The following is a 21,468-nucleotide window of genomic DNA, read 5'->3' as shown; positions in this document are numbered from 1 at the left end:
GCCGCCACTTTGCCGACGCTGCCGCCAGCAAGGCGCGGCGCGCGTTTGCGCATCGAAAGACTTCACGCACCAGTCACAACTCCGATCGAACAACACCACGAATTGCGAAGCGCATCACAGACATTCCGATGATGTCGAAAATGGCTTGTTTTAAGCGGTTTCCTTCACACCGCGACAGTGATCGACCTGTCTTGCAATAAGCCGTCGTGATGACGATTTTCACGCTCGTGCCTTTTTGCGAGCACTCCCTTTCGCACCGAGGCCGGCACTGGAATCATCGCGCCGATTTTCTCTTTGCGCTCAATGCGTCGCATTGTTTCTATCGATACAAAGCAGTCTGACGTGTTCCTTACATCAAAGGACGCACTTTTTTTCGATTTGCAACCGCGTGACACATGGGTTACCAAACGCTCCGGAGTACTCAGGGGCCGCCCTGTTATCCCCGAGTACTCGATGCTGGGGACGTCATCGATTCGCCTTCCGTCATTCGGAAGGAGCAATGAGATCGCAAGCGAAAGCGCTGCAACCGTCGGGTTGCTGGCGTGTAGGTGAGTTGTTGTCTGTCATCGGCTGACGGAATTCTCCGCGGCCGAAAACCAATAACCATTCGCGTACCAGGGAGAAACTCAATGCGTGCAAAAACCAAGATTGTGCTGCTCGCCGGCCTGATCGGCGCCGCCTTCCTTCCCGTCGTTTACGCCGCACCCACCGCCGGCGCCTCCATGCAGGCGGCGACGCAAAGCGTCGGCCCGCTGGAAGAGCAGGCCCGCGCCAGCTGGCGAGACGCCATGGCGCACATCGCCACGCCGTCGGATGGCTGCTTCCAGGCCACGTATCCCAGCGTCATCTGGCACCAGACCGCCTGCCACGAAGTGGTGCCGCGCGTTGCACCGGTGCCGCGCTTCCGTGGCTTTGGTGGCGCTGCCGAAACCGCCGGCAACGGCAACGATTACACGCTGCAGAGCACCAGCCTGATCACCCAGGCCGTGGGCACCTTCCCGACCGTGACCGGCGTGACCTCGGAAACCGGCGTGGGCGTGGCGGCTTATGGCGGCGGCGGCATTCTCGGCGCCAACGAGTACTCGCTGCAGATCAACTCCAGTTTTGACGACACCACATCCGCCTGCAAAGGCCACTCCGGTTGCACGGTGTGGCAGCAGTTCGTCTATGCGCCTGACTATGAAGTGCAGGGCTCGGCGGCCGTCTTCATGCAGTACTGGCTGATCGGCTACGGCAGCTCGCGCTGCCCCTCCGGCTTCGGCAGCGACGGTTCCGGCGACTGCTACAAGAACAGCGCCGCCACCACTGCGCCGGATGTGCCGGCCACGCAGCTGGGCAACGTGAAGCTCACCGGCAGCGTCACCGCCGGTGGCAATGACACCGTGGTCTTCACCAACGGCACCACCGCCTACAGCTCCAGCGGCAAGGACAGCGTGCTGTACCTGGCCACCGTGTGGAAGGTCGGCGAGTTCAACGTGGTCGGCAACGCCGGCGGTTCGGAAGCGCAGTTCAACAGCGGCTCGTCCATCACGGTGAAGCTGGCCGTATCCAACGGCTCCACCACGGCTCCGTCGTGCGTTGCCAACTCCGGCAGCACGGGCGAGAGCAACAACCTCAACCTGGGCACCTGCTCCACCGCCGGTGGTTCCACGCCGTACATCCAGTTCACCGAATCGAACTGATCGCTGCGGTTTCAGACGTGCAAGACAAAGAGCCCGGTCTATCCGGGCTCTTTCTTTTTGCTTGCATGCCGCCTTCATGGCGCGCCGCAGGCATTCGACCCATGAACCCCATGGGTTCTTTCCGGCACCCTTCACTGCCCATGGCAGCTATGGACAAGCCCTGCTTTAAGCCGTCCTTGCGGCGGTTTTCGTAGCCGCGTCTTCTTGCGGCCAGCTCTCGTCAAGCGCAATTCGACGCCCGCGGTTTACCTGGAAAATAAGCTTGGTGTTCAAGGCATCGGATCGAGCCCGGCGATGCATGGTTGCTGACATAGGGCTTACTCCGACCGACGCATGATTTTTCGATTTGCAATCCGCATGATCCAAGGAGTACCAAGTACTCCGGAGTGCCAAGGGGACACTGCGTTTTCCCAATCACTCAGCACTGGGGAGTACCCGCTTCGTCTTCCTTCCAAGGAAGCACCCATAGGAACCGCAAGGGATTCGCTGCAGTCGCCCGACTGCTGGCGTGTAGGCAGTTTTGCCTGTCATCGGCCGACGGAATCGTCCTCGGTCGAAAACCGATGGTTATTTGCGTACCTGGGAGATATTCAATGCGTGCAAAGACCAAGATTGCGCTGCTCGCCGGCCTGATCGGCGCCGCCTTCCTTCCTGCCGTTTACGCCGCACCTTCGGGTGGCGCCTCCGTGCAGGCGACGCCGGAGTACGTCAGCCCCATGGAGGAACAGTCGCGCGCCAGCTGGCGCGACGCCATGGCGCAGATCGCCACACCGTCGGAAGGTTGCTTCCAGGCGTCGTACCCCAGCATCGTCTGGCACCAGACCGCCTGCCATGCACTCCAGCCGCGCGTTGCACCCGTGCCGCGCTTCCGCCTCTTCGGCGGTGCTGCGCAAACCGCTGGCAACGGCAACGACTACACGCTGCAGTCCGCCACCCTGATCAAGCAGGCCGTGGGCACGTTCCCGTCCGTGACGGGCGTGACCTCGGAAACCGGCGTGGGCGTGGCCGCTTATGGCGGCGGCGGCATCCTGGGTCCGAACGAGTACTCGCTGCAGATCAATTCCAGCTTCGACGACACCACGTCCGCCTGCAAAGGACACTCTGGTTGCACGGTGTGGCAGCAGTTCGTCTATGCGCCGGACTATGAAGTGCAGGGCTCGGCCGCCGTGTTCATGCAGTACTGGCTGATCAACTACGGCGGCAGGCGTTGCCCGAGCGGCTTCGGCAGCGACGGCGCCGGCGACTGCTACAAGAACAGCGCCGCCACCACCGCGCCGGACGTGCCCGCCACGCAGCTGGGCAACGTGAAGCTCACCGGCAGCGCCACCGCAAGCGGCAAGGACACGGTGGTGTTCACCAACGGCACCACGGCCTACAGCTCCAGTGGCAACGACAGCGTGCTGTACCTGGCCACCGTGTGGAAGGTCGGCGAGTTCAACGTGGTGGGCAACGCTGGCGGTTCGGAAGCGCAGTTCAACAGCGGCTCGCACATCACGGTGAAGCTTGCGGTGTCCAACGGCTCGACCGCCGCCCCGTCCTGTGTCGCCAACTCCGGCAGCACGGGCGAGAGCAACAATCTCAACCTGGGCAGCTGCACCGCATCGAGTGGCAGCACGCCGTCGATCCAGTTCCCCGAATCGAACTGACCTCCCGCCGTTGGTTAAAAAAAAGCCCGGGAAATCCCGGGCTTTTTCATGTCGACGCTGCCTGCTTACTTTTTCTTCTTCGGCATGTACAGGTCGGTGATGGTGCCTTCGTAAACTTCGGCCGCCATGCCCACCGATTCGCCAAGCGTCGGGTGCGGATGGATGGTGAGGCCGATGTCAGCCGCTTCCGCGCCCATCTCAATCGCCAGGCAAAGCTCGCTGATCAGGTCGCCCGCGTGCGGGCCGACGATGGCGCCACCGACGATGCGATGGGTTTCCTCGTCGAAGATCAGCTTGGTGAAGCCCTCGGTGCGGTCGATGCCGATGGCGCGGCCGCTGGCCGCCCACGGGAACTTGCCCACGCCGACCTTGAGGCCCTTTTCCTTGGCCTCGCGCTCGGTGACGCCCACCCATGCCACTTCCGGATCGGTGAACGCAACGGACGGAATCACGCGCGCATCGAAGTAGCTCTTCATGCCGGACACGACTTCGGCCGCGACACGCGCTTCATGCGTGGCCTTGTGCGCCAGCATCGGCTGGCCTACCAGGTCGCCGATGGCGTATATGTGCTTCACATTGGTGCGCATCTGCGTGTCGACGTTGATGAAGCCGCGCTCCGTCACGGCCACACCAGCCTTGTCCGCGCCGATCTTGTTGCCGTTGGGCGAGCGGCCCACGGCCACCAGCACGCGGTCGAACAGCGTGGTTTCGGGAATGCTCTCGCCTTCGTAGCTGACCTCGATGCCCTTCTTGGTGGCCTTGGCGTCCACCACCTTGGTCTTGAGGTGCACGCCCTTGAGCTTCTTGGCCAGGCGCTGCGCCAGCGGCTTGATCAGGTCGGCATCGGCGCCCGGGATGATCTGGTCCATGAACTCGACCACGGTCACTTCACTGCCGAGCGAGGAATACACCGTGGCCATTTCCAGGCCGATGATGCCGCCGCCGACGACGAGCAGCTTCTTGGGCACTTCCTTCAGCTCGAGCGCGCCGGTGGAATCCATGATGCGCTCGTCGTCCCACGGGAACGCGGGCAGCTTCACCGACTGCGAGCCGGCGGCGATGATGGCGTTCTCGAAACGGATCAGCTTGGTGCCTTCAGCCGTCTGGACTTCCATCTCATTCGGCGAGACGAAGGTGCCCACGCCCTGCACGGTGCGCACCTTGCGCTGCTTGGCCATGCCGGCCAGGCCGCCGGTGAGCTTGCCGACCACCTTGGTCTTGAAGTCGCGCAGCTTGTCCAGGTCGATCTTCGGCGCGCCGAAGCTCACGCCGTGCGCGGCCATGGCATCGGCTTCGTCGATCACGGCCGCAGCGTGCAGCAGCGCCTTGGACGGGATGCAGCCCACGTTGAGGCACACGCCGCCCAGCGACGCGTAACGCTCGACCAGTACGGTGTCGACGTCGAGGTCGGCCGCGCGGAACGCGGCGGTGTAACCGCCGGGGCCCGAGCCGAGCACGACGAGCTTGCATTCGATGTCCGGCGTACGACCCGATGCACCGGCTGCCTTCGGCGCGGGAGCCGCGGCAGGCGCAGCGGCAGGGGCCGGCGCAGGTGCCGGCGCGGCTGCCTTCGGTGCTTCCTCTGCCTTGGCGGCGCCTTCGGCGGCTTCGAGCACGGCGATCAGCGCGCCTTCGGAGACTTCGTCACCGACCTTGACCTTCAGTTCCTTGATCACGCCGGCGGCGCTCGACGGAATTTCCATCGTCGCCTTGTCCGATTCGAGCGTGATCAGGCTCTGTTCCTTGGCGACCGTGTCGCCGACCTTCACCAGCACCTCGATCACCGGCACGTTGTCGTGACCGCCGATGTCGGGGACCTTGATTTCGATGGTGCTTGCCATGGGGAATCCTTTGTTCTTGTTCGCTACCTGTTGAGGCGGTATCGCGAGCACCCGCCCCTCACCCTGCCCTCTCCCCGGAGGGGAGAGGGGAAAAGCCAGGTCAGAGCAGCAGGCGGCGGATGTCGCCCAGCTGCTGTGCGAGGTAGGAAGCGAAGCGCGCGGCGAGCGCGCCGTCGATCACGCGGTGGTCGTAGCTGAGCGACAGCGGCAGTACCAGGCGCGGGGCGAATTCCTTGCCGTTCCACACCGGCTTCATGGCTGCCTTGGACACGCCAAGGATGGCCACTTCCGGCGCGTTGACGATAGGCGTGAACGCCGTGCCGCCGATGCCGCCGAGCGAGGAGATGGAGAAGCAGCCGCCCGACATTTCGCTGGGGCCAAGCTTCTTGTCGCGTGCCTTCTTGGAGATCTCACCCAGTTCGGTGGCCAGGTCCAGCAGGCCCTTCTTGTCGCAGTCGCGGATCACCGGCACCACCAGGCCATCGGGCGTGTCCACCGCGATGCCGATGTGGAAGTACTTCTTGAGGATCAGCTTCTCGCCGGTTTCATCCAGCGAGGCGTTGAACTGCGGGAACTTCTTCAGCGCCGCGACCACCGCCTTGATCTGGAACACCAGCGGGGTGACCTTCAGGTCCTTGTTCTCTTCGCCGAGCTTCTTGCGGAAGGCTTCCAGCTCGGTGATGTCGGCGTCTTCGTGCTGGGTGACGTGCGGGATCATCGCCCAGTTGCGGGCGAGGTTCGCACCCGAGATCTTCTGGATGCGCGACAGCGCCTTTTCTTCGATCTCGCCGAACTTGCTGAAGTCCACCTTCGGCCACGGCAGCAGGTTGAGGCCGCCGCCGGCCGCGACCGGCGCACCGGCCGGACGGGCACCGGAGGCAAGCGCGTGCTTCACGTAACCAGTGACGTCTTCACGCTGGATGCGGCCACCACGGCCCGAACCCTTCACCTGGCGAATGTCCACGCCCAGCTCGCGCGCGAAAGCGCGGATGGCCGGGCTGGCATACGGGGCGTCGCCCGGCATGACGATGTTGGCGTCGAACGGCGGACGCGCGGTGGGCGCGACATCGCCTTCCGGCGCGTTGCCCGGCAGCACGCCACGGCCGGCGACCGGCTCGGGCTTTTCTTCCACCTTGGGCGTTTCGACCTTGGCAGCAGCAGGCGCGGGGGCCGGCGCAGCAGCGGGCGCGCCACCGGCGGCTTCGACCAGCGCGATCACGCTGCCTTCGGAGAGTTCGTCGCCCAGCTTGACCTTGAGTTCCTTCACCACGCCCGCGAACGGGGCCGGCACTTCCATCGTGGCCTTGTCCGATTCCAGCGTGATCAGGCCCTGGTCCTTGGCGACGGTGTCGCCCACCTTCACCAGGATCTCGATGACGGGCACGTCGGTGCTGCCGATGTCGGGCACCTTCACTTCCTGCACGGCACCACCGCCAGCGGCGGGCGCTGCAGCGGGGGCGGCGGGAGCGGGAGCCGGCGCGGGAGCAGCCTTGGCGGGCGCTTCGGCCTTGGCCGGCGCAGCCTGCTTGGGCGCGGGGGCCGCGGCGTCGCCTTCGACCTCGATGATGGCGATGAGCGTGCCTTCGGAGGCCTCGTCACCCACCTTCAATTTCACTTCCTTCACCGTGCCCGCGAACGGGGCCGGCACTTCCATGGTCGCCTTGTCCGATTCCAGCGTGACCAGGCCCTGCTCCTTGGCCACCTTGTCGCCGGGTTTCACCAGCACTTCGATCACCGGCACGTTTTCGCTGCCGATATCGGGGACGCGTGCTTCTTTAAGGTCGGCCATGGTTTCTCCTACGGATGGCGATGGCGAGCCGGCGGGGATGACGGCCGCGTAAGGCATCAATCATAGCGAACGAGACCCGGTTCCGGACGCTTTTGGATCGGTTGAAGGCACCATTCGCATACGTATGCACGACTTTGGTCGAGGGTTTCGGCCCCTCTTTGCCGGAATCGTCGAAAACCACGGCCCGACAGGGCATTCCACTTGGTCAGGTGGTCTGCTCCGGCAGGATTCCCCGCACCACCGTCACCTCGCGCTGGGGCACCGCCATGTTGATGCCCGAGGCCTCGAATCGCTCCTTCACGGCGCGCAGGAAATCGGTCTGGGCGGGCCACGAATCGGCAACACGGGTATGCGCCCGCATCACCAGCACCACCGCGCCGTCACCCAGGCTGTCCAGCCATACGCCAGGCTCGGGATCGCGCAGGATGCGCGCGTCGGCAGCGAACAGCTCGCGGACCAGGTCCATCGCCTTGCCCATATCGTCCTTGTAGCCAATGCCCACCTTGAGCTCGAAACGTCGCGTGCCGCGACGATTGAAATTGATGATGGCGTCGGAGCCGATCTTGGCGTTGGGCACCGCGGCTTCGCGGTTGTCCGGCATCACCAGCAGCGTGTACATCAGGCTCACGCCTGCCACCGTGCCCTCCACGCCGCCGGCGCGGATGTAGTCGCCCACGCGCAGTGGCCGGAACAGGATCAGCAGCACGCCCCACGCGAGATTGCTGAGCGAGCCCTGCAAGGCCAGGCCGATGGCGAGGCCGCCGGCTCCCAGCGCGGCCACCAGCGGCGCCGAAGGCACGCCGGCCTGCTGCAGCACCATCACGATAAGCACCGCGATCAGCACGCCGTAGATCACGTTGCGCAGGAAGCCGATCAGGGTTTCATCGAGGCTGGCGCGCTGCATCGCGCGGCGCGCGACGTTGGCTACGCGTGCGGCCAGCCACAGGCCGATCAGCAGCAGCAATAGCGCCAGAACGAGGTTGATGATCGTGTTGATGGAGCCTTCGGAAAGCGGCAGGCGGGCCAGAAGTTGATGCATGGATCGCGAGTCCTTCGGATAGCAAACCTCGCGAGCCTAACAGCCCGCCAATCAAGGTTCCGTTGTCCGCGCGCATGCAAAACGGGACCACGCCGGAGACCGACGCGGTCCAATGTCGTGCTGGGGAGCCCCGACCGTGGATCAGTGAACGAGGTCGCCTCTTCCGGCGCGCGCACTATCCGTGGCTGTTATCAGCTTCTTGTTGTCCTTGTCATCGTCGAGCAGTTGCAGGCGCGAGCCGTCCGGCAGGCGAAACTGGAACTGTTGCTGCAGGGCATCGAGCGAACCCAGCTTCGGGCACAACGCCTCGGCACGGCGACCGAGTTCGCCCGAACGCCGGCCCATTTCGCGATCCAGGCTCTGGTCGAGCGTGCTGGCGCGTGCCTCCAGCGCCGCCACCCGGTCTCCGTCGCCGGTCAGCGCGGCTTCCACTGCCTCGCCAGCCACCTTGGCCACCAGATCCGATACCGATGTCTCGATGCTCTTCTCGACCACCCGCTCCATGTCGGTCACTTTCCACACGCCCTTGCCCAGGCCGTTGTCGATACGCGCGAGTGCCTGGCGATGGTTGTCGTCGAGGCGGCCGACCAGGCGATGACGCTCGTCATCGTTCTCGGCAAACGTCATCAACACGGTGCGCATCGCCGCGAAACCCATGTTGACGCCGTCGCGCGCCACACTCGCCACATCAGGGAGCAACTGGCGAACCTGCCGTTCGTAATCGCGCAGGCGCAACGCATCGTCGTTGTTCACCGCCACGTTGCGACCGTCCACGCGCAGGTGACCGTCATGCATGAACACATCGGCCGGCTTGCCGTTGTCGCGATGAAAGGCGACGCCATCAGGCATGACCTGCACGTCGTAATCCGTGGAGTAACCGCACCGGTCGTCGTGCACGTCGACACCGCCTGCCTGGGCAGTGCCAACCAGCGCCCATCCCGTCGCCAGTGCGCAAGCCATCAAGGTGGTACGCATCCTGCTCCCTCCGTGTGCTGCGTCCGCGCCTTGCCGCGCGTCGTCGAAGCTCACGATGCCGCACGGCACGAAAGCCCGGCATGGGCCGCACGTCATGCCGTGCCGTCGGTCATGGCGTGCCTTCTGGCCTATGACGCAGCGCACCTAGGAATGGCTGAACGGGCACGCTAAGTTCGCGGCTCGGGAACGCGAATCGCCACGGGGAGGCGGAGGATGCGGGACGGGTGCGATGTGGTCGTGGTGGGAGCCGGCCTCGCAGGGCTGGTGGCCGCCACGGAACTGGCCGATGCCGGCAAGCGTGTGCTGGTGCTGGACCAGGAACCGGAACAAAGCCTGGGGGGGCAGGCGTTCTGGTCATTCGGAGGACTGTTTTTCGTCGACTCGCCGGAACAACGGCGCATGGGCGTGCGCGATTCGCACGCGCTGGCGCTCGCCGACTGGATGGGTACGGCGGCGTTCGATCGTCCCGAGGATGCGTGGCCGCGCCGCTGGGCCGAAGCCTACGTGGATTTCGCCGCTGGTGAAAAACGCGCCTGGCTGCACGCCATGGGCATGCGCTGGTTTCCGGTGGTGGGCTGGGCCGAACGTGGCGGCCACGGTTCCGTGGGCCACGGCAATTCCGTACCGCGGTTCCACGTGACCTGGGGCACCGGCCCCGGTGTGATCGAACCGTTCGTGCGACGCGCGCGTGAAGCGCAGGCGAAGGGCCTGCTGAAGTTTGGTTTCCGCCATCGCGTGGATGAGCTGATGGTGGAAGGCGGCGCCGTGACCGGCGTGCGCGGCAACGTGCTGGCGGCCGACGGCATGGCGCGCGGCAAGCCCAGCTCGCGCGACGTGCTGCATGGCTTCGAACAACACGCGCAGGCGGTGATCGTGGCCTCCGGCGGCATCGGCGGCAATCACGCACTGGTGCGGCAGAACTGGCCCGAACGCCTGGGTCCGCCGCCGGCGCACATGCTGTGCGGCGTACCTGCGCACGTGGACGGCCGCATGCTGGGCATCACTGAACATGCCGGTGCGCGCCTGATCAACCGCGACCGCATGTGGCACTACGTGGAAGGCATCGAGAACTGGAGCCCGATCTGGCCCCGACATGCGATCCGCATTCTTCCGGGCCCGTCGTCGTTCTGGTTCGACGCCACCGGCAACCGCCTGCCGGGCCCGCTGTGGCCGGGATTCGACACACTGGGCACGCTGGAACACCTGCGCCGCACCGGCCACGACTACAGCTGGTTCATCCTCGACCAGCAGATCATCCGGCGCGAGTTCGCGCTGTCGGGCTCGGAACAGAACCCCGACCTCACCGGCAAGAGCTGGCGGCAAGTGGCCAAACGCGCGGTCGGCAAGGGCGCGCCGGCGCCGGTGGAGGCTTTCAAGCAGCACGGCCGCGATTTCATCGTGCGCGATACGCTGGAGGATCTGGTCGCCGGCATGAATGCACTGGCCGGCAATACGCTGCTCGACGTAGCGCATATCCGGCGCGAGATCGAAGCGCGCGACCGCCAGTTCGACAATCCGTTTGCGAAGGACAGCCAGGTGATGGCCATCCACAACGCACGTCGCTATCGCGGCGACAAGCTGGTGCGCGTGGCCAAACCGCATCGACTGCTGGATGCCGCGAACGGTCCGCTGATCGGCGTACGCCTGAACATCCTGACGCGCAAGACGCTGGGCGGCCTGGAAACCGACCTGGACGCACGCGTGCTCGGTCATGACGGCGCGCCGCTGCCCGGCCTTTACGCGGTGGGCGAAGCGGCAGGCTTCGGTGGTGGCGGGCTGCACGGTTATCGCGCACTGGAAGGCAGTTTCCTCGGTGGCTGCCTGTTCTCCGGCCGCATCGCCGGTCGTGCCGCGGCCAAGGCCGTCGCATGAGCGTGCACGCCCTGCCCCGCATTGCCATCTATGGCGCGGGCAGCGTCGGCGGCTATCTCGCGGCGCGGCTGCATGAGCATGCGCGCATTACCTGCATCGGCCGGCGACGCGTCATCGATGCATGGCGTATCCACGGCGGCCTGGACTGGAGCGATCTGCGCGGCGGGCACGAGCACGTGGCCACGCGCGACGTCGAGCTGCAGGTGGATCCATTCGCCGCCGCCAAGGCACACCTGGTGCTGGTCACCGTGAAGTCGGCCGCCACGGAAACCGTTGCTCAGGAGCTGGCGGGCATCATTGCACCCGGCGTGCCGGTGGTGAGCTTCCAGAACGGCCTGCACAACGCCGCCATCCTGCGCGACGCGCTGCCGGGACACCCGGTGCTGGCCGGCATGGTGCCGTTCAACGTGCTGCAGCGCATACCCGGCGATTTCCATCAGGGTTCCGGCGGCGAACTGATGGTGGAGGCACACGATTCGCTGGCGGCGTTTTTCCCGGTTTTCGAGGCGTCCGGCCTGCCCCTGATGGCGCGCCCCGACATGCCCGCGGTGCTGGCGGCCAAGCTGCTGCTGAACCTCAACAACGCCATCAATGCACTGGCCAACGTGCCCCTGAAGGACGAGCTGTCGCAACGCGACTGGCGACGCTGTCTGGCATTGGCCCAGCGCGAAGCACTCGCGGTCTTCGCCGCCGCACAGGTCCAGCCCGCGAAGCTCACCCCCCTGCGCCCGCAATGGTTGCCGCGCGTGCTGGAAATGCCGGACAGCTGGTTCCGCCGTCTCGCGTCGCGCCTGCTGGCCATCGACCCGGTGGCGCGTTCGTCCATGTGGGAAGACCTGGAGCGCGGCCGGCCCACGGAAGTGGATGCAATCAACGGCGAGGTGGTGCGCATCGCTGCACGGCATGGCGTGACCGCCCCGGTGAACGCACGGCTGGTGGCCTTGATTCATGAAGCCGAACAGGCGCGGCGTACGTGGAGCGCGCAGGCGCTGCTGGCGGAGTTGCATGGTGTGCAGGTTCCGACTGCCGCCTGAAGCCTCTTTGTAGGAGCGCACCCTGTGCGCGACCACCTGACGGAGCGGTACCGACCTGACTCTGCGGTCGCGCACAAGGTGCGCTCCTACAGAGGACCGGCGCTTACTCCTCCGTTGCGAGGTGGTGCGCATCGCTGCACGGCATGGCGTGACCGTGCCGGTGAACGCACGGCTGGTGGCCTTGATCCATGAAGCCGAACAGGCGCGGCGTACGTGGAGCGCGCAGGCGCTGCTGGCGGAGTTGCATGGTGTGCAGGTTCCGACTGCCGCCTGAAGCCTCTTTGTAGGAGCGCACCCTGTGCGCGACCACCTGACGGAGCGGTACCGACCTGACTCTGCGGTCGCGCACAAGGTGCGCTCCTGCAGAGGACCGGCGCTTACTCCTCCGTTGCGCCGTACAGCTCGCGCCGCAGGTCGCGCAGCGAAAGACTCTCCCACACCGCGACCACCACCAGCACCACGGTGGTGGCCGTGGCCAGCGACATCACCGTCATCGCGTGCGCGGGCCACAACAGCAACGCCAGCAGGCCGAGTCCTGCGAGATGGGACAGCGGCACGTTGGTCTGGTTGGCCGCCTGCTTGAACAAGGCATTGCCCAGCAGATAGAGCGCCGGGCCGCCCAGCAGCACGGCCACCTGGGCCGTGTCCGGTGCTGCGTGCGGATGCGTCAGGCTCAGTTCGTCACCCACCGCGCTGACGATGATGCCGGCGACGATCAGCAGATGCAGGTAGGTATAGGCGATGCGCGCGGTACGTCCCGGATCGGCCGAATGGCGAATCGAGCGACTGCCCCGTTCCACGCCCATGTCGAAGTAGATCCACCACATGGCCACGCAACCGATGAAGGCCGTGACGCAGGTGAGCCAGAGATCCGGCGTGCGTGCACTGTCCGCGAACGTGCTGCCCATCACCACCACCGATTCACCCAGCGCGATGATCACGAACAGGCTGCAGCGCTCCGCCATATGGCCGCCTTCCACGTCCCATTCGCGGGTGGAGGACTGGCCCAGCCCGGGCACGTAGAAGAACGCCGCCGGCCCCATGTACTCGATGCCCAGCGCCACGGCCCACCATGCGAGGCGCGCATGGCCATCGGCAAACGCGCCCACCAGCCACAGCACGCCAGTGACGGCCAGCCATGTCGTGATGCGATAGAAGTTGAAGCGCGCGGACTGGCTGGCATGGCGCAGGGCCCAGACCATGAACAGCGAACGCCCCACCTGCATGGCCACGTAGGCCATGGCAAATACCTTGCCGCGCCCGTCGAATGCCTCGGGCAACGCGGTGGACAGCAACAGTCCGGCGAACATCAGCGCCAGCACCAGCAGGCGTACAGCCAGGCGCTCGGGGTCCAGCCAGTTGGCGATCCAGCCGGTGAAAATCCACACCCACCACACGGCCAGGAACAGCAACAGCACGCGCACCGCGCCCATCACGCTCAGGTCGTGCAACAGGGTGTGCGAGAGCTGCGTCACCGCATAGACGAACACCAGGTCGAAGAACAACTCGATGTTGGTGACCTTGCCGTGGGCGCCGGGCTGACGCAGGCGCAGCAGGCTGGGCGAGGCGTGCTCGGCCGCTGGGGGCACGTTGGACATGGCGCGATCTCCGGGGAATCGCGCTTCTTATCGCATGGGCGGCATGTGCGCCACTATCCTGCTCAGCGGCCGTCGTCGCGAATGCCGGTGATCTTGCCGTCCGCCAGGGTGATGGTGACCAGACGGTTGCCCTGCCGGTACTGCCACTGCTCGCCACCGGAGGTGCTCGCCTTGCTGCCCTTCTTGCCGCTCTTGCGCTGGCTTGGAGCGGCCTTGGCGTGACCGCGATAGGACGGTTTGCCCAGCAGCTCGATGACACGCGTGGCGCTGTCGCCCACCACCAGCACCTGGCTGCCGACGCGCAGGGTGCCGCTGCCGGCGTGAACCGCACAGGTGAGCAGGAGCCCACCCAAGACCAGGTATCGACGCATTGCCCCTCTCCCCTCTCCATGCGCGCGCGGCGCGGAGAATTCACCTTATCGGGGCAGTCGGGGAAGGCGGCATGCGTCGGGCGCCACCGCAACGTGTCGGCCACGCCCTCTCAAGGGCGTGGCCGCAAGGCGCACTCAACGCGAGCGGTCGGCAATCTCCGCGACCTTGCCGTTGATGATGGTGATGATGACCACGCGCCCATCGTCGCGCAGGTACTGCCAGCGCTCGCCCTGGTAACCGCCGAAGTCGCTCTGGACCGGCTCCTTGAAATCCGGTTGGCCCATCAGCTGCATGGCGCGCACGGCGCTGTCACCGACGGTGAGCACCGAGCTGCCCACGCGATAGGTGTTGCTCGCATAAGCGGAAGCACTCAACAGCAGCAGGGCAAGGAGGAGATAGCGGCGCATGATGAACTCCGTGTCGTCGTTGACGCTCAGAAGCCGGTGCCCGGGGTGGACAGATAGGCCTGCTCCGCTGGCGTATCCGCACGTCCAAGGACGGCGTTGCGGTGCGGAAACCTGCCGAACCGCTTTATCACATCGTGGTGCTGCCGGGCGTAATCAAGGAAGTCCTTGAAGCGGGCGCGCGCAGCCTCGGGCTGCTCCGCCGCCAGCCTCTCGAACAGGCTCACGCAGTGCTGTTGCAAGGCAAGATCTTCCGCGTGCTCCAGCGGCAGGTAGGCAAAGAGGCGCTGGAGCGGCGACAGGGCCTGGTCATACCCGCGTGCAATGCCCGCCAGCGCGATGGCCTGCGTGCCGGCATCGGTGGACCACGCCCGGTGATCATTGCGATAAACATTGCGACTGAACTGGTCACGCACGATCAGCAGCGCCAGCCAGCCCTCGGGGGTATTGGCCCAGGCGTCGAGATCGCCCCGGCGCGCCGCCTCCAGCGTGGCGCCAAAACGCTCGCGAACAGCGTCATCGAACGCGTGGCTGCGCGCGAACCAGTGCGCCTCGGTGGCAGGCTCGAACCAGAAGTCCAGCACGTCGGCAGGAGTCGAAATCACGCCCGTTCCTTGAGGTGACGAAGCGGCCGGTCAACCGTGGGTGGTGCCAGCCAGGCAGTGCATATCCTTGTGGATGCCGTGCAGGCGGGACAACTGGACTCTCAGCACACGCGCCGAATCGTCCGACGCCCGCGCCAGCTGCTGTTCGAACACATGCAGCAGGGCGCATTCGTTGCGAGCCAGGTAGTGCACCCAGGCCGAATCGCGATTGCCCGCCATGCCCACGGCCATATCAGCAAGCACGCTGCGGATGGCGCCCGCCAGCGTGCCGTGGCGGGCCGGGGTGCGCCCGGCGGCGTGGACGTGCGCCTGCAGGTCGCCGATGAGGGCATCCAGGGTCTGAAGATTCTCACCCAGCAGCGCCTGCAGGCCGGGCTCTCGGACTTGCGACAGGGCCCGGCGATACAGGGCACGGTCATCGATGCCCCGACGGATCAGGGCGTTGTAGTGTGGTGCGCGCGACACGCGGTCGCCTCCTGCTGACTGCTGCGCCTGGAACGGTGGCGGACGCCATCCTCTCTCCCCGCCGCTTAGCAGAAGGTTAATCCCGGGCGAAGAGGAGACTCATGCTCAGCCGGGGTTTTACTGCCCCACCTCGAGCAGATTCAGCGGTTGCCCGCCCGCACCGCGCAGGCCCTGCTGCAACTCGGCCAGGCGCTGAACCGACGGACACAACGCCTTGATCTGGGGTGACAGCGCCTGCATGCGCTGCTCCAGGCGCGGCCGCAGCTGGGTGGTGAGGTCCGCGGCGGTGTCGCGCAGGCTGGCCGCGGCCTGCAGGTCGCCGGTCATGGCGGCGTTCATGGCCTGCTGGCCCAGATCGTTGGCCAGCAGGGGCATCAGGTCGGCGGCGAGCTGGTTGGCGTACTGGTCGGCCAGGTTGCCCTGCCAGTCGTGCGTGCTGTTGCTGGCGGCGATGCGCTGCTTCAGCTCAGCGGCGCGACTGGCCACCCGGCGGTCAAGTTCCGCCCGCGTGGCGGCATCCAGTTGCAGACGGGTGCCCTCGTCGTGCATGGCGGCGGCCAGCATGTCCACGCCGTTGGCAGCCACCGCCTTCGCCCGCGGCACCAGGGCGCGCAGGTCTCGCTCAAACAGCGACAGCCGGTCTTCGTCGTCCGGACGCATGGATACCGCCGCACCATCGGTGCGCAGGCTGCCATCGTGCAGCACCACCACCTTCGGCGACGGCTGCGCCCGGTCGAACTGGAGGTGATCGGGGGCCACGGTCAGGTCGTAGCTGCTGGTGGCGTGGCAGGTCGTGGCCAGGTCCTGGGCGTGCAGCGCCATGCTGGCGGCCGAAAAGCCCAGGAGAACGGAGAGGTGGCGCAGGCGCATGGGGAAAAACCGGAGCGGACGTTGCCGCAGCGATAACCTGCGGCGTGGCAACCGAACCTGAATCAGCGGCGCCCGCGCAGGCTGCGGAACTGGCCGCGCACCGCCGGCTGGCCAAGGCGCCAGGCCAGCCACAGCAGCACCGGCACGCCCAGGGCCTTGATGCCCATGGCCATCAGGAAGCTGCGATGCATGTGCGCAAGCGCCATCTGCGAGGCCGCATCCAGCGACGCCTGCGCGTTCGTCAGGGCTACTCCCTGGCTGAATTCGCGCCATTGCAGGAACAGCATGATGCCGCCGACCAGGCCCCAGCCCACCGCCAGCAACACGGAGGCCATCTGCAGCGAGGAACGCGCCCACGCCTGGCGAAGAATGACGCCCGCGCAGATCACCACCAGCGCGAACGCCATGAAGAAATAAAGCACGTCCCACGCGAGCATCTTCTGCAGTTGCAGGATGTCACCCGTGTCAGTAGCAGGCAGGGGGGCCAGTGCACGCCACAGCTGCCCTGCGTGGGTGGCGTATTGCAGGCAGCCGTAGGCGGCGAGCAGCAGGATCAGCCATACCAGAATGCGCCAGAACGCAAAGCCTTCGCGACGGGCGGTATCGCTACGCATCACCAGTGCCATCAGGAAGCCGCCTTCAGCGTGGCCAGGTCGGACAGCACCTGCGCGGAGTTCTTTTCGGGATCCACATCCGGATAGACCTTCGCGATCCGGCCCTGCGGGTCGATCAGGAAGGTGGTGCGGCGCGCGTACTTGAAGCCCAACTTGGAGGCGAGCACGCCGTAGGCCTGGGCCGTCTTGCTGTCGGCGTCGGACAGCAGCGGGAACGGCACGTGGTACTTGGCGGCGAACTCGGCGTGCGACTTCACGTCGTCCAGGCTGACGCCGAGCACATCGGCGCCTTGCTGGCGCAGCTTTGCCACGTCGTCGCGGAAAGCGCAGACCTCGGTGGTGCAGCCGGGCGTGAAGTCCTTCGGATAGAAATACAGCACCACCCAGTGACCCTTGTGGTCGGCCGGCGAGTGCCACTTGCCGTTCTGGTCCTGCAGGCGGAAACCGGGGGCTGCCTGGCCCGCCTGCGGCATGGCCGGAGCAGCTTCGTCGGCATGCAGCGGCATCAGCACCCCGAGCAGAAGACTCAGCAACAACAGAAACGACACACGACGCATGAGCACACTCCGACCGGATATCCGCGAAGTGTACGCGTACCCAAACAAAGGGCGCCATGTGGCGCCCTTTGGGACCTGCCGGGTGGCTGGCGGTTTACTCGCGGGTGATGGAGAACGCACCCACCGAAACACCCAGGTTCACGCCCTCGCCGCTGCCATGCAGTGCCAGCGACGTGGTGCCCTTGCTCAGCACCTGCGCTTCACCGCTCTTGACCACGCCGGCCTCGGCGCCCGCCTGCGCGTAATCGCCGAACACGTCGTCGATGCTGCGCACATGGGTGATGTCGCCCTTGCCGTTGTCGATGCGGTACTTGCCGGCCGTCAGACCGCCGCCATTCACCGAGATCTTCACCTTGGCCTTCTGGCCATTGCTGCACACCACCGTGCCGCTACCCGAGGCGTGCTTGTAGATGATCGACCAGCCCGAGAGACTGAAGCTCAGGTCGCACTTCACTTCCGCTTCGGCAGCTTTCGCCGGCGCCGCGGGCAGCGTCATTGCCGCGCCTGCACAAGCCAGTACCAGAGCCGCCATACCGAACGTACGCTTGATCATTGCAGTCTCCTTGGGGTGAGTCCTGAAGCTCGGGACGACATCTGCCATTTTCGCCACCATGACTGAACCCTGGCAGATGTCCGCTTTTGCGACTGCCATCGTCGGCACTTCCCGTGAACGTTGCGTGGAATTGACCAAGCAGTTCGTGAACGGCGCCCTCAACGGGCACCGCCTGCCACCCCTAAAAAGCGTGACAGGACGGCAGCTTGCATGCGCAAGCGCGGCACCTTCGCGCCAGCGCCGACGAGCGTTGCCCGAACCCCTCCCGAAACATCTTGCACACCATGGCGCGGGCGCCCGGCGAGGTTTACGCTGGCATCGACACCCGAAAACCCAGTGGTTGAAGGTCGCAACACCGGATGCATCCGGTCCGCTTCGTCCTGCCACCCGCACCAAGAGATCGCGCATGCCCAAGTATTCGCTGGTCGGTTACGACGGTTCCCCCACCTCGCAGCGCGCTGTCCGTTTTGCGGTGGAGCTGGCACTGGCCACGGGCGGCCGGGTGCGCGTGGTGTCGGCCTTGCAGGTCACCGAGGGCAGCGCCGATACCTGTGCATTGATGATGACCGACCAGGGCGGCTCGCGCTGTTCCCGCCTGCTCGAGGAAGTGAAACAGCTGGTGCCCGGCTCGGCGCCGCTGATCGACGCGGAAGTGGTGCGCGGCACCCCGGGCGACGTACTCATGGACCAGGTGAGCCGCCACGGCATCGACCATATCGTGATCGGCCATACCGAACGCGGCGCACTTGCACGCTGGCTGCTTGGCTCCGTCTCCGGCGAAGTGCTGGAACGCGCCCATGTGCCCGTGACCGTGATCCGCTGACCGGTCGGAGCGCCCCGGGTGGGCGCTCATTAATCCGCTTTTGTCATCTGCAAGTATGCTGTCACACGACCGTCATGCCAGGCTGGCGCCGCGCCATGCGTTGAACCAGCCGCTAGGCCCCCGCACAGGAATGCCCGCGTGAGCTACACCCAATCGTTGCCCTGGACCATCGAGAGCCTGGACTTCAGCCAGATCGAGATCCAGCGCATTCGCCAGAACGAGGATCTTTTCTTCCTGCTGTGCAGCGCATCGTTCGTCGAGAGCGGCTCGGATCTCTACACACACAACCTCGTGGATCACTTTGCCGGTGACGAAACCCTGCAGACCTGGCTGAGCCAGCACTGGGAACACGAAGAACTGCAACACGGCCGCGCCCTTGCCACCTACGTGAAAACCGTATGGCCCGAGTTCGACTGGGACAAGGGCTTCGCCTCGTTCTGGGCGGAATACGGCGCGGTGTGCACCGCCGAAGAACTGGAACCTTGCCGGGGCCTGGAGCTGGCCGCCCGCTGCGTGGTGGAAACCGGCACGGCAAGTCTTTATCGCGCGCTCAACGACATCACCGACGAGCCCGTACTCAAGCAGCTCACCGGCCACATCAAGAGCGACGAAGTACGCCACTACAAGAATTTCTACCAGCACTTCCGCCTGTACCGCGAACGCGAGGGCTTCAGCCGTTACAAGATCTTCCGCGTCATCCTGCGCCGCCTCAACGAGATCCGCAGCGAAGACAGCGACATCGCGCTGCGTCATGTGTTCAACCAGTGCTACCCGCACCTGGCGGAGAATCAGGCGGAGTTCAAGCGCATCACCGGGCGCGCACAGGATCTGCTGAAGCGGAACATTCCGGCGGAGATGACGGTGAAGATGTTGCTGAAGCCGCTGGAGTTGCCGCCGCGCTTGCAGAATGCGATGGAGAAGCCGCTGGCGAAGTTGGCGGAGAGGTTGTTTCTTAACTGATCGCTGGGGTTTTTACTCTTTCTTCTTCGGGAGAGGGTTCTGGCGTGGCGGCCTGGGTGGAGGTTGGAGCCCAGCTCATCGTTTCGCCAGAGTCGTCATTCCTGCGAAAGCAGGAAGCGCTTTTCGGCCGCCGGAGGGCGGGGCATGCAGTTTCGGCGATGGTCGGTTCTCAGGCCACCGCCTCGATCGTCATTCCCGCGAAGGCGGGAGGCGCTGTTCAACCGCCGAAGGGCGGGGCATCCAGTGCCTTTGCTCTCTGCCTTCGGTAGTCACGCAGGTGCCAGGTTGCCGCTTACGCAGCGGAGGCGTTTCGACCTCCTGCCGGAGGCCGAGTCACTTTTCTTTTGCTGGCCCAAAAGAAAAGTAACCCAAAGAAAATGGCCTTAAAGGCTGGCAGCATGCCGGTGGGATAAGCCCGAACGGTCGAGGATGGTTGTTGCGGGACAACCTTCGCCTCTACATAGCGGGCACTTCAAAGCGCTTCGCAACGCGCCTAAGCGCTGAGGACTTAACGCGGAGCGTCGTGCCGCTTCGCGGCACATCCTTCCTTGCCCTTAGGTTGTTCACGTTGAACATCACCTGTCGCTCGTCCTCTCCCGTTCGGGAGAGGACTGGGGTGAGCACTGAGGCGAGAATGAAGCGGGTATCACACGGTGCGAGAGACCCCTGTAGGAGCGCACCTTGTGCGCGACCGCAGCGTCATGTCGATACCGCTCCGTCAGGTGGTCGCGCACAGGGTGCGCTCCTACAGTGAAGCTAAGCCGGCACGCGATATGCCATTGCTGCACGAGCCGTCTGCTTTTGACCTACCCCGCCCCTTGAGCGGCGGTGAGGGGCGGACGACAGGCCCGCAGGGGGATCGGCAAGGATGCCGATCCCTTTTCGACAGGACAGGGACGTCCTGTCGAAAAGCCCGGCCGTCCCTCACGCACTGGCCGGCTCTATCGGCCAGCGCCGCGATGGGGTGCTCTTTCTTTTGGTTACTTTTCTTTGAGCAAGCAAAGAAAAGTGACCCGGCCTCCGGCAGGAGGTCGGAACGCCCGCTGCGTAAGCGGCCAGGTCGCCGTATTACACGAGGCCAACGGCCAAGAGCAAAGTCACTGGATCCCAGCTTTTGCTGGGATGACGGCTCTAGTGAGACGGTGAGGCGAGCACCCACCCCTCACCCCAACCCTCTCCCCTCCGGGGAGGGGGAGCAATAGCGCGCGGCTTGGGCATGGATCACCGAGTGAACCAAAGCATCGACACAAGACCCGGTCGCTGCGAAGTCCTCACCGGTCACTTCGCCGGCCGCGGCGCCTCTTCCACCTCACGCGGCTTGCCTTCCTGCGGCGCATTGAGCTTCTTCAGATCCACCGGGCGGATCTGCTTGATGAAGCACGGCGCATCGCCCGGGCCGGTCAGCACGCGGTCGAACTTCACCGATACTTCGCTGGCGCTGGAGGTCAGGCTGATGTGGTTGGTGAACTCCAGGTTGCGGCAACTTCCGTCGAGATCGAGCAGCCATGCTTCGTTCGATCGCGTATAGACGGCCAGCTGCTGGTTGCTGAGCGGTTCCCACGACCACAGGCTGAAGTAGTGGAAGTTGTTGACCGGAGTGCCGGCGGCAGCGGCGTAATCCTGCTGGCGCGCTTCCATACGCGAGGTGTAATCCTTGCCGACGCGGGTGCAACCGCCGAGGGCGGCCACCACGGCAACAGCGGCAAGAAGTTGTTTGACTGCCATGACCTTCATCTCCGAGAGTGCTGGGCATACCAACGCATGAATCC

General features: G+C 65.4%; 21 protein-coding genes. 7 read left to right on the top strand and 14 right to left on the bottom strand.

Going from position 1 to position 21,468, the window contains the following annotated elements:
• Window positions 1-629 precede the first annotated feature (629 nt).
• Window positions 630-1,682: a hypothetical protein gene (locus H8F01_RS12295; protein ID WP_187055410.1), complete on the top strand. Its 1,053-nt coding sequence runs from the start codon at window positions 630-632 to the stop codon at window positions 1,680-1,682.
• Between the two features lie 593 nt (window positions 1,683-2,275).
• A complete protein-coding gene (locus tag H8F01_RS12290; protein ID WP_187055409.1) occupies window positions 2,276-3,328 on the top strand; it encodes a hypothetical protein in 1,053 nt (350 codons plus the stop codon).
• 65 nt (window positions 3,329-3,393) lie between these two features.
• Here H8F01_RS12290 and lpdA read toward each other — a convergent pair whose 3' ends face one another.
• The 4 genes from lpdA to H8F01_RS12270 form a co-directional block, all read right to left on the bottom strand.
• Window positions 3,394-5,169, bottom strand: coding sequence for a dihydrolipoyl dehydrogenase (gene lpdA, locus H8F01_RS12285; protein WP_187055408.1), 1,776 nt, complete (start codon window positions 5,167-5,169; stop codon window positions 3,394-3,396).
• Between the two features lie 100 nt (window positions 5,170-5,269).
• Window positions 5,270-6,958, bottom strand: a complete 1,689-nt coding sequence (aceF, locus tag H8F01_RS12280; RefSeq protein WP_187055407.1) for a dihydrolipoyllysine-residue acetyltransferase — start codon at window positions 6,956-6,958, stop codon at window positions 5,270-5,272.
• A gap of 205 nt (window positions 6,959-7,163) precedes the next feature.
• Window positions 7,164-7,997, bottom strand: coding sequence for a mechanosensitive ion channel family protein (locus H8F01_RS12275; protein ID WP_187055406.1), 834 nt, complete (start codon window positions 7,995-7,997; stop codon window positions 7,164-7,166).
• 141 nt (window positions 7,998-8,138) lie between these two features.
• Window positions 8,139-8,972 carry a DUF2884 family protein gene (locus H8F01_RS12270; RefSeq protein ID WP_187055405.1) on the bottom strand — a complete coding sequence of 278 codons (834 nt, stop codon included), beginning with the start codon at window positions 8,970-8,972 and terminating at the stop codon, window positions 8,139-8,141.
• A 213-nt stretch (window positions 8,973-9,185) separates the two neighbouring features.
• Between H8F01_RS12270 and H8F01_RS12265 the strand changes: the two genes are divergently transcribed.
• From H8F01_RS12265 to H8F01_RS12255, 3 genes are all read left to right on the top strand, one after another.
• Window positions 9,186-10,844 (top strand): FAD-binding dehydrogenase, encoded by a 1,659-nt coding sequence (locus H8F01_RS12265; RefSeq protein ID WP_187055404.1) that lies wholly within the window; start codon window positions 9,186-9,188, stop codon window positions 10,842-10,844.
• A complete protein-coding gene (locus tag H8F01_RS12260) occupies window positions 10,841-11,878 on the top strand; it encodes a 2-dehydropantoate 2-reductase (RefSeq protein WP_187055403.1) in 1,038 nt (345 codons plus the stop codon). Before H8F01_RS12265 ends, H8F01_RS12260 begins: the two co-directional genes overlap by 4 nt.
• Window positions 11,879-12,002: 124 nt before the next feature.
• Complete coding sequence (locus tag H8F01_RS12255) at window positions 12,003-12,152, top strand: hypothetical protein (protein ID WP_187055402.1); 150 nt, start codon at window positions 12,003-12,005, stop codon at window positions 12,150-12,152.
• Window positions 12,153-12,255: 103 nt separating this feature from the next.
• Here the strand turns inward: H8F01_RS12255 and H8F01_RS12250 are convergent, their stop codons facing one another.
• From H8F01_RS12250 to H8F01_RS12210, 9 genes are all read right to left on the bottom strand, one after another.
• Window positions 12,256-13,476 carry a low temperature requirement protein A gene (locus H8F01_RS12250; protein WP_187055401.1) on the bottom strand — a complete coding sequence of 407 codons (1,221 nt, stop codon included), beginning with the start codon at window positions 13,474-13,476 and terminating at the stop codon, window positions 12,256-12,258.
• Window positions 13,477-13,538: 62 nt separating this feature from the next.
• The gene (locus tag H8F01_RS12245) at window positions 13,539-13,847 is read right to left on the bottom strand and encodes a DUF2845 domain-containing protein (protein WP_187055400.1); all 309 of its coding nucleotides are present in this window, start codon (window positions 13,845-13,847) and stop codon (window positions 13,539-13,541) included.
• 135 nt (window positions 13,848-13,982) lie between these two features.
• On the bottom strand, window positions 13,983-14,255 hold the full coding sequence (locus H8F01_RS12240) for a DUF2845 domain-containing protein (protein ID WP_187055399.1): 273 nt from the start codon (window positions 14,253-14,255) through the stop codon (window positions 13,983-13,985).
• Window positions 14,256-14,281: 26 nt separating this feature from the next.
• On the bottom strand, window positions 14,282-14,857 hold the full coding sequence (locus H8F01_RS12235) for a DUF924 family protein (protein ID WP_187055398.1): 576 nt from the start codon (window positions 14,855-14,857) through the stop codon (window positions 14,282-14,284).
• Between the two features lie 30 nt (window positions 14,858-14,887).
• A complete protein-coding gene (locus H8F01_RS12230) occupies window positions 14,888-15,322 on the bottom strand; it encodes a PA2169 family four-helix-bundle protein (protein WP_187055397.1) in 435 nt (144 codons plus the stop codon).
• A gap of 117 nt (window positions 15,323-15,439) precedes the next feature.
• The gene (locus H8F01_RS12225) at window positions 15,440-16,192 is read right to left on the bottom strand and encodes a DUF2884 family protein (protein WP_187055396.1); all 753 of its coding nucleotides are present in this window, start codon (window positions 16,190-16,192) and stop codon (window positions 15,440-15,442) included.
• A 62-nt stretch (window positions 16,193-16,254) separates the two neighbouring features.
• Window positions 16,255-16,818: a hypothetical protein gene (locus H8F01_RS12220; protein ID WP_187055395.1), complete on the bottom strand. Its 564-nt coding sequence runs from the start codon at window positions 16,816-16,818 to the stop codon at window positions 16,255-16,257.
• A complete protein-coding gene (locus tag H8F01_RS12215) occupies window positions 16,818-17,363 on the bottom strand; it encodes a peroxiredoxin (protein WP_187055394.1) in 546 nt (181 codons plus the stop codon). Before H8F01_RS12215 ends, H8F01_RS12220 begins: the two co-directional genes overlap by 1 nt.
• Window positions 17,364-17,457: 94 nt before the next feature.
• Window positions 17,458-17,916 (bottom strand): hypothetical protein, encoded by a 459-nt coding sequence (locus H8F01_RS12210; RefSeq protein WP_187055393.1) that lies wholly within the window; start codon window positions 17,914-17,916, stop codon window positions 17,458-17,460.
• 406 nt (window positions 17,917-18,322) lie between these two features.
• On the opposite strand from H8F01_RS12210, the gene H8F01_RS12205 reads away from it, so the two are divergent.
• Both H8F01_RS12205 and H8F01_RS12200 read left to right on the top strand, forming a co-directional pair.
• Window positions 18,323-18,739: a universal stress protein gene (locus H8F01_RS12205; protein WP_187055392.1), complete on the top strand. Its 417-nt coding sequence runs from the start codon at window positions 18,323-18,325 to the stop codon at window positions 18,737-18,739.
• A gap of 138 nt (window positions 18,740-18,877) precedes the next feature.
• On the top strand, window positions 18,878-19,699 hold the full coding sequence (locus tag H8F01_RS12200) for a ferritin-like domain-containing protein (protein ID WP_187055391.1): 822 nt from the start codon (window positions 18,878-18,880) through the stop codon (window positions 19,697-19,699).
• A gap of 1,278 nt (window positions 19,700-20,977) precedes the next feature.
• Here the strand turns inward: H8F01_RS12200 and H8F01_RS12195 are convergent.
• Window positions 20,978-21,424, bottom strand: coding sequence for a DUF6491 family protein (locus tag H8F01_RS12195; protein WP_187055390.1), 447 nt, complete (start codon window positions 21,422-21,424; stop codon window positions 20,978-20,980).
• Between the last annotated feature and the right edge of the window lie 44 nt (window positions 21,425-21,468).

It is taken from the genome of Dyella telluris (genome assembly GCF_014297575.1).
Lineage (GTDB): Bacteria > Pseudomonadota > Gammaproteobacteria > Xanthomonadales > Rhodanobacteraceae > Dyella > Dyella telluris.
Note: the sequence above shows the minus strand (reverse complement) of the source record. Positions and strands in the feature narration are given on the sequence as shown.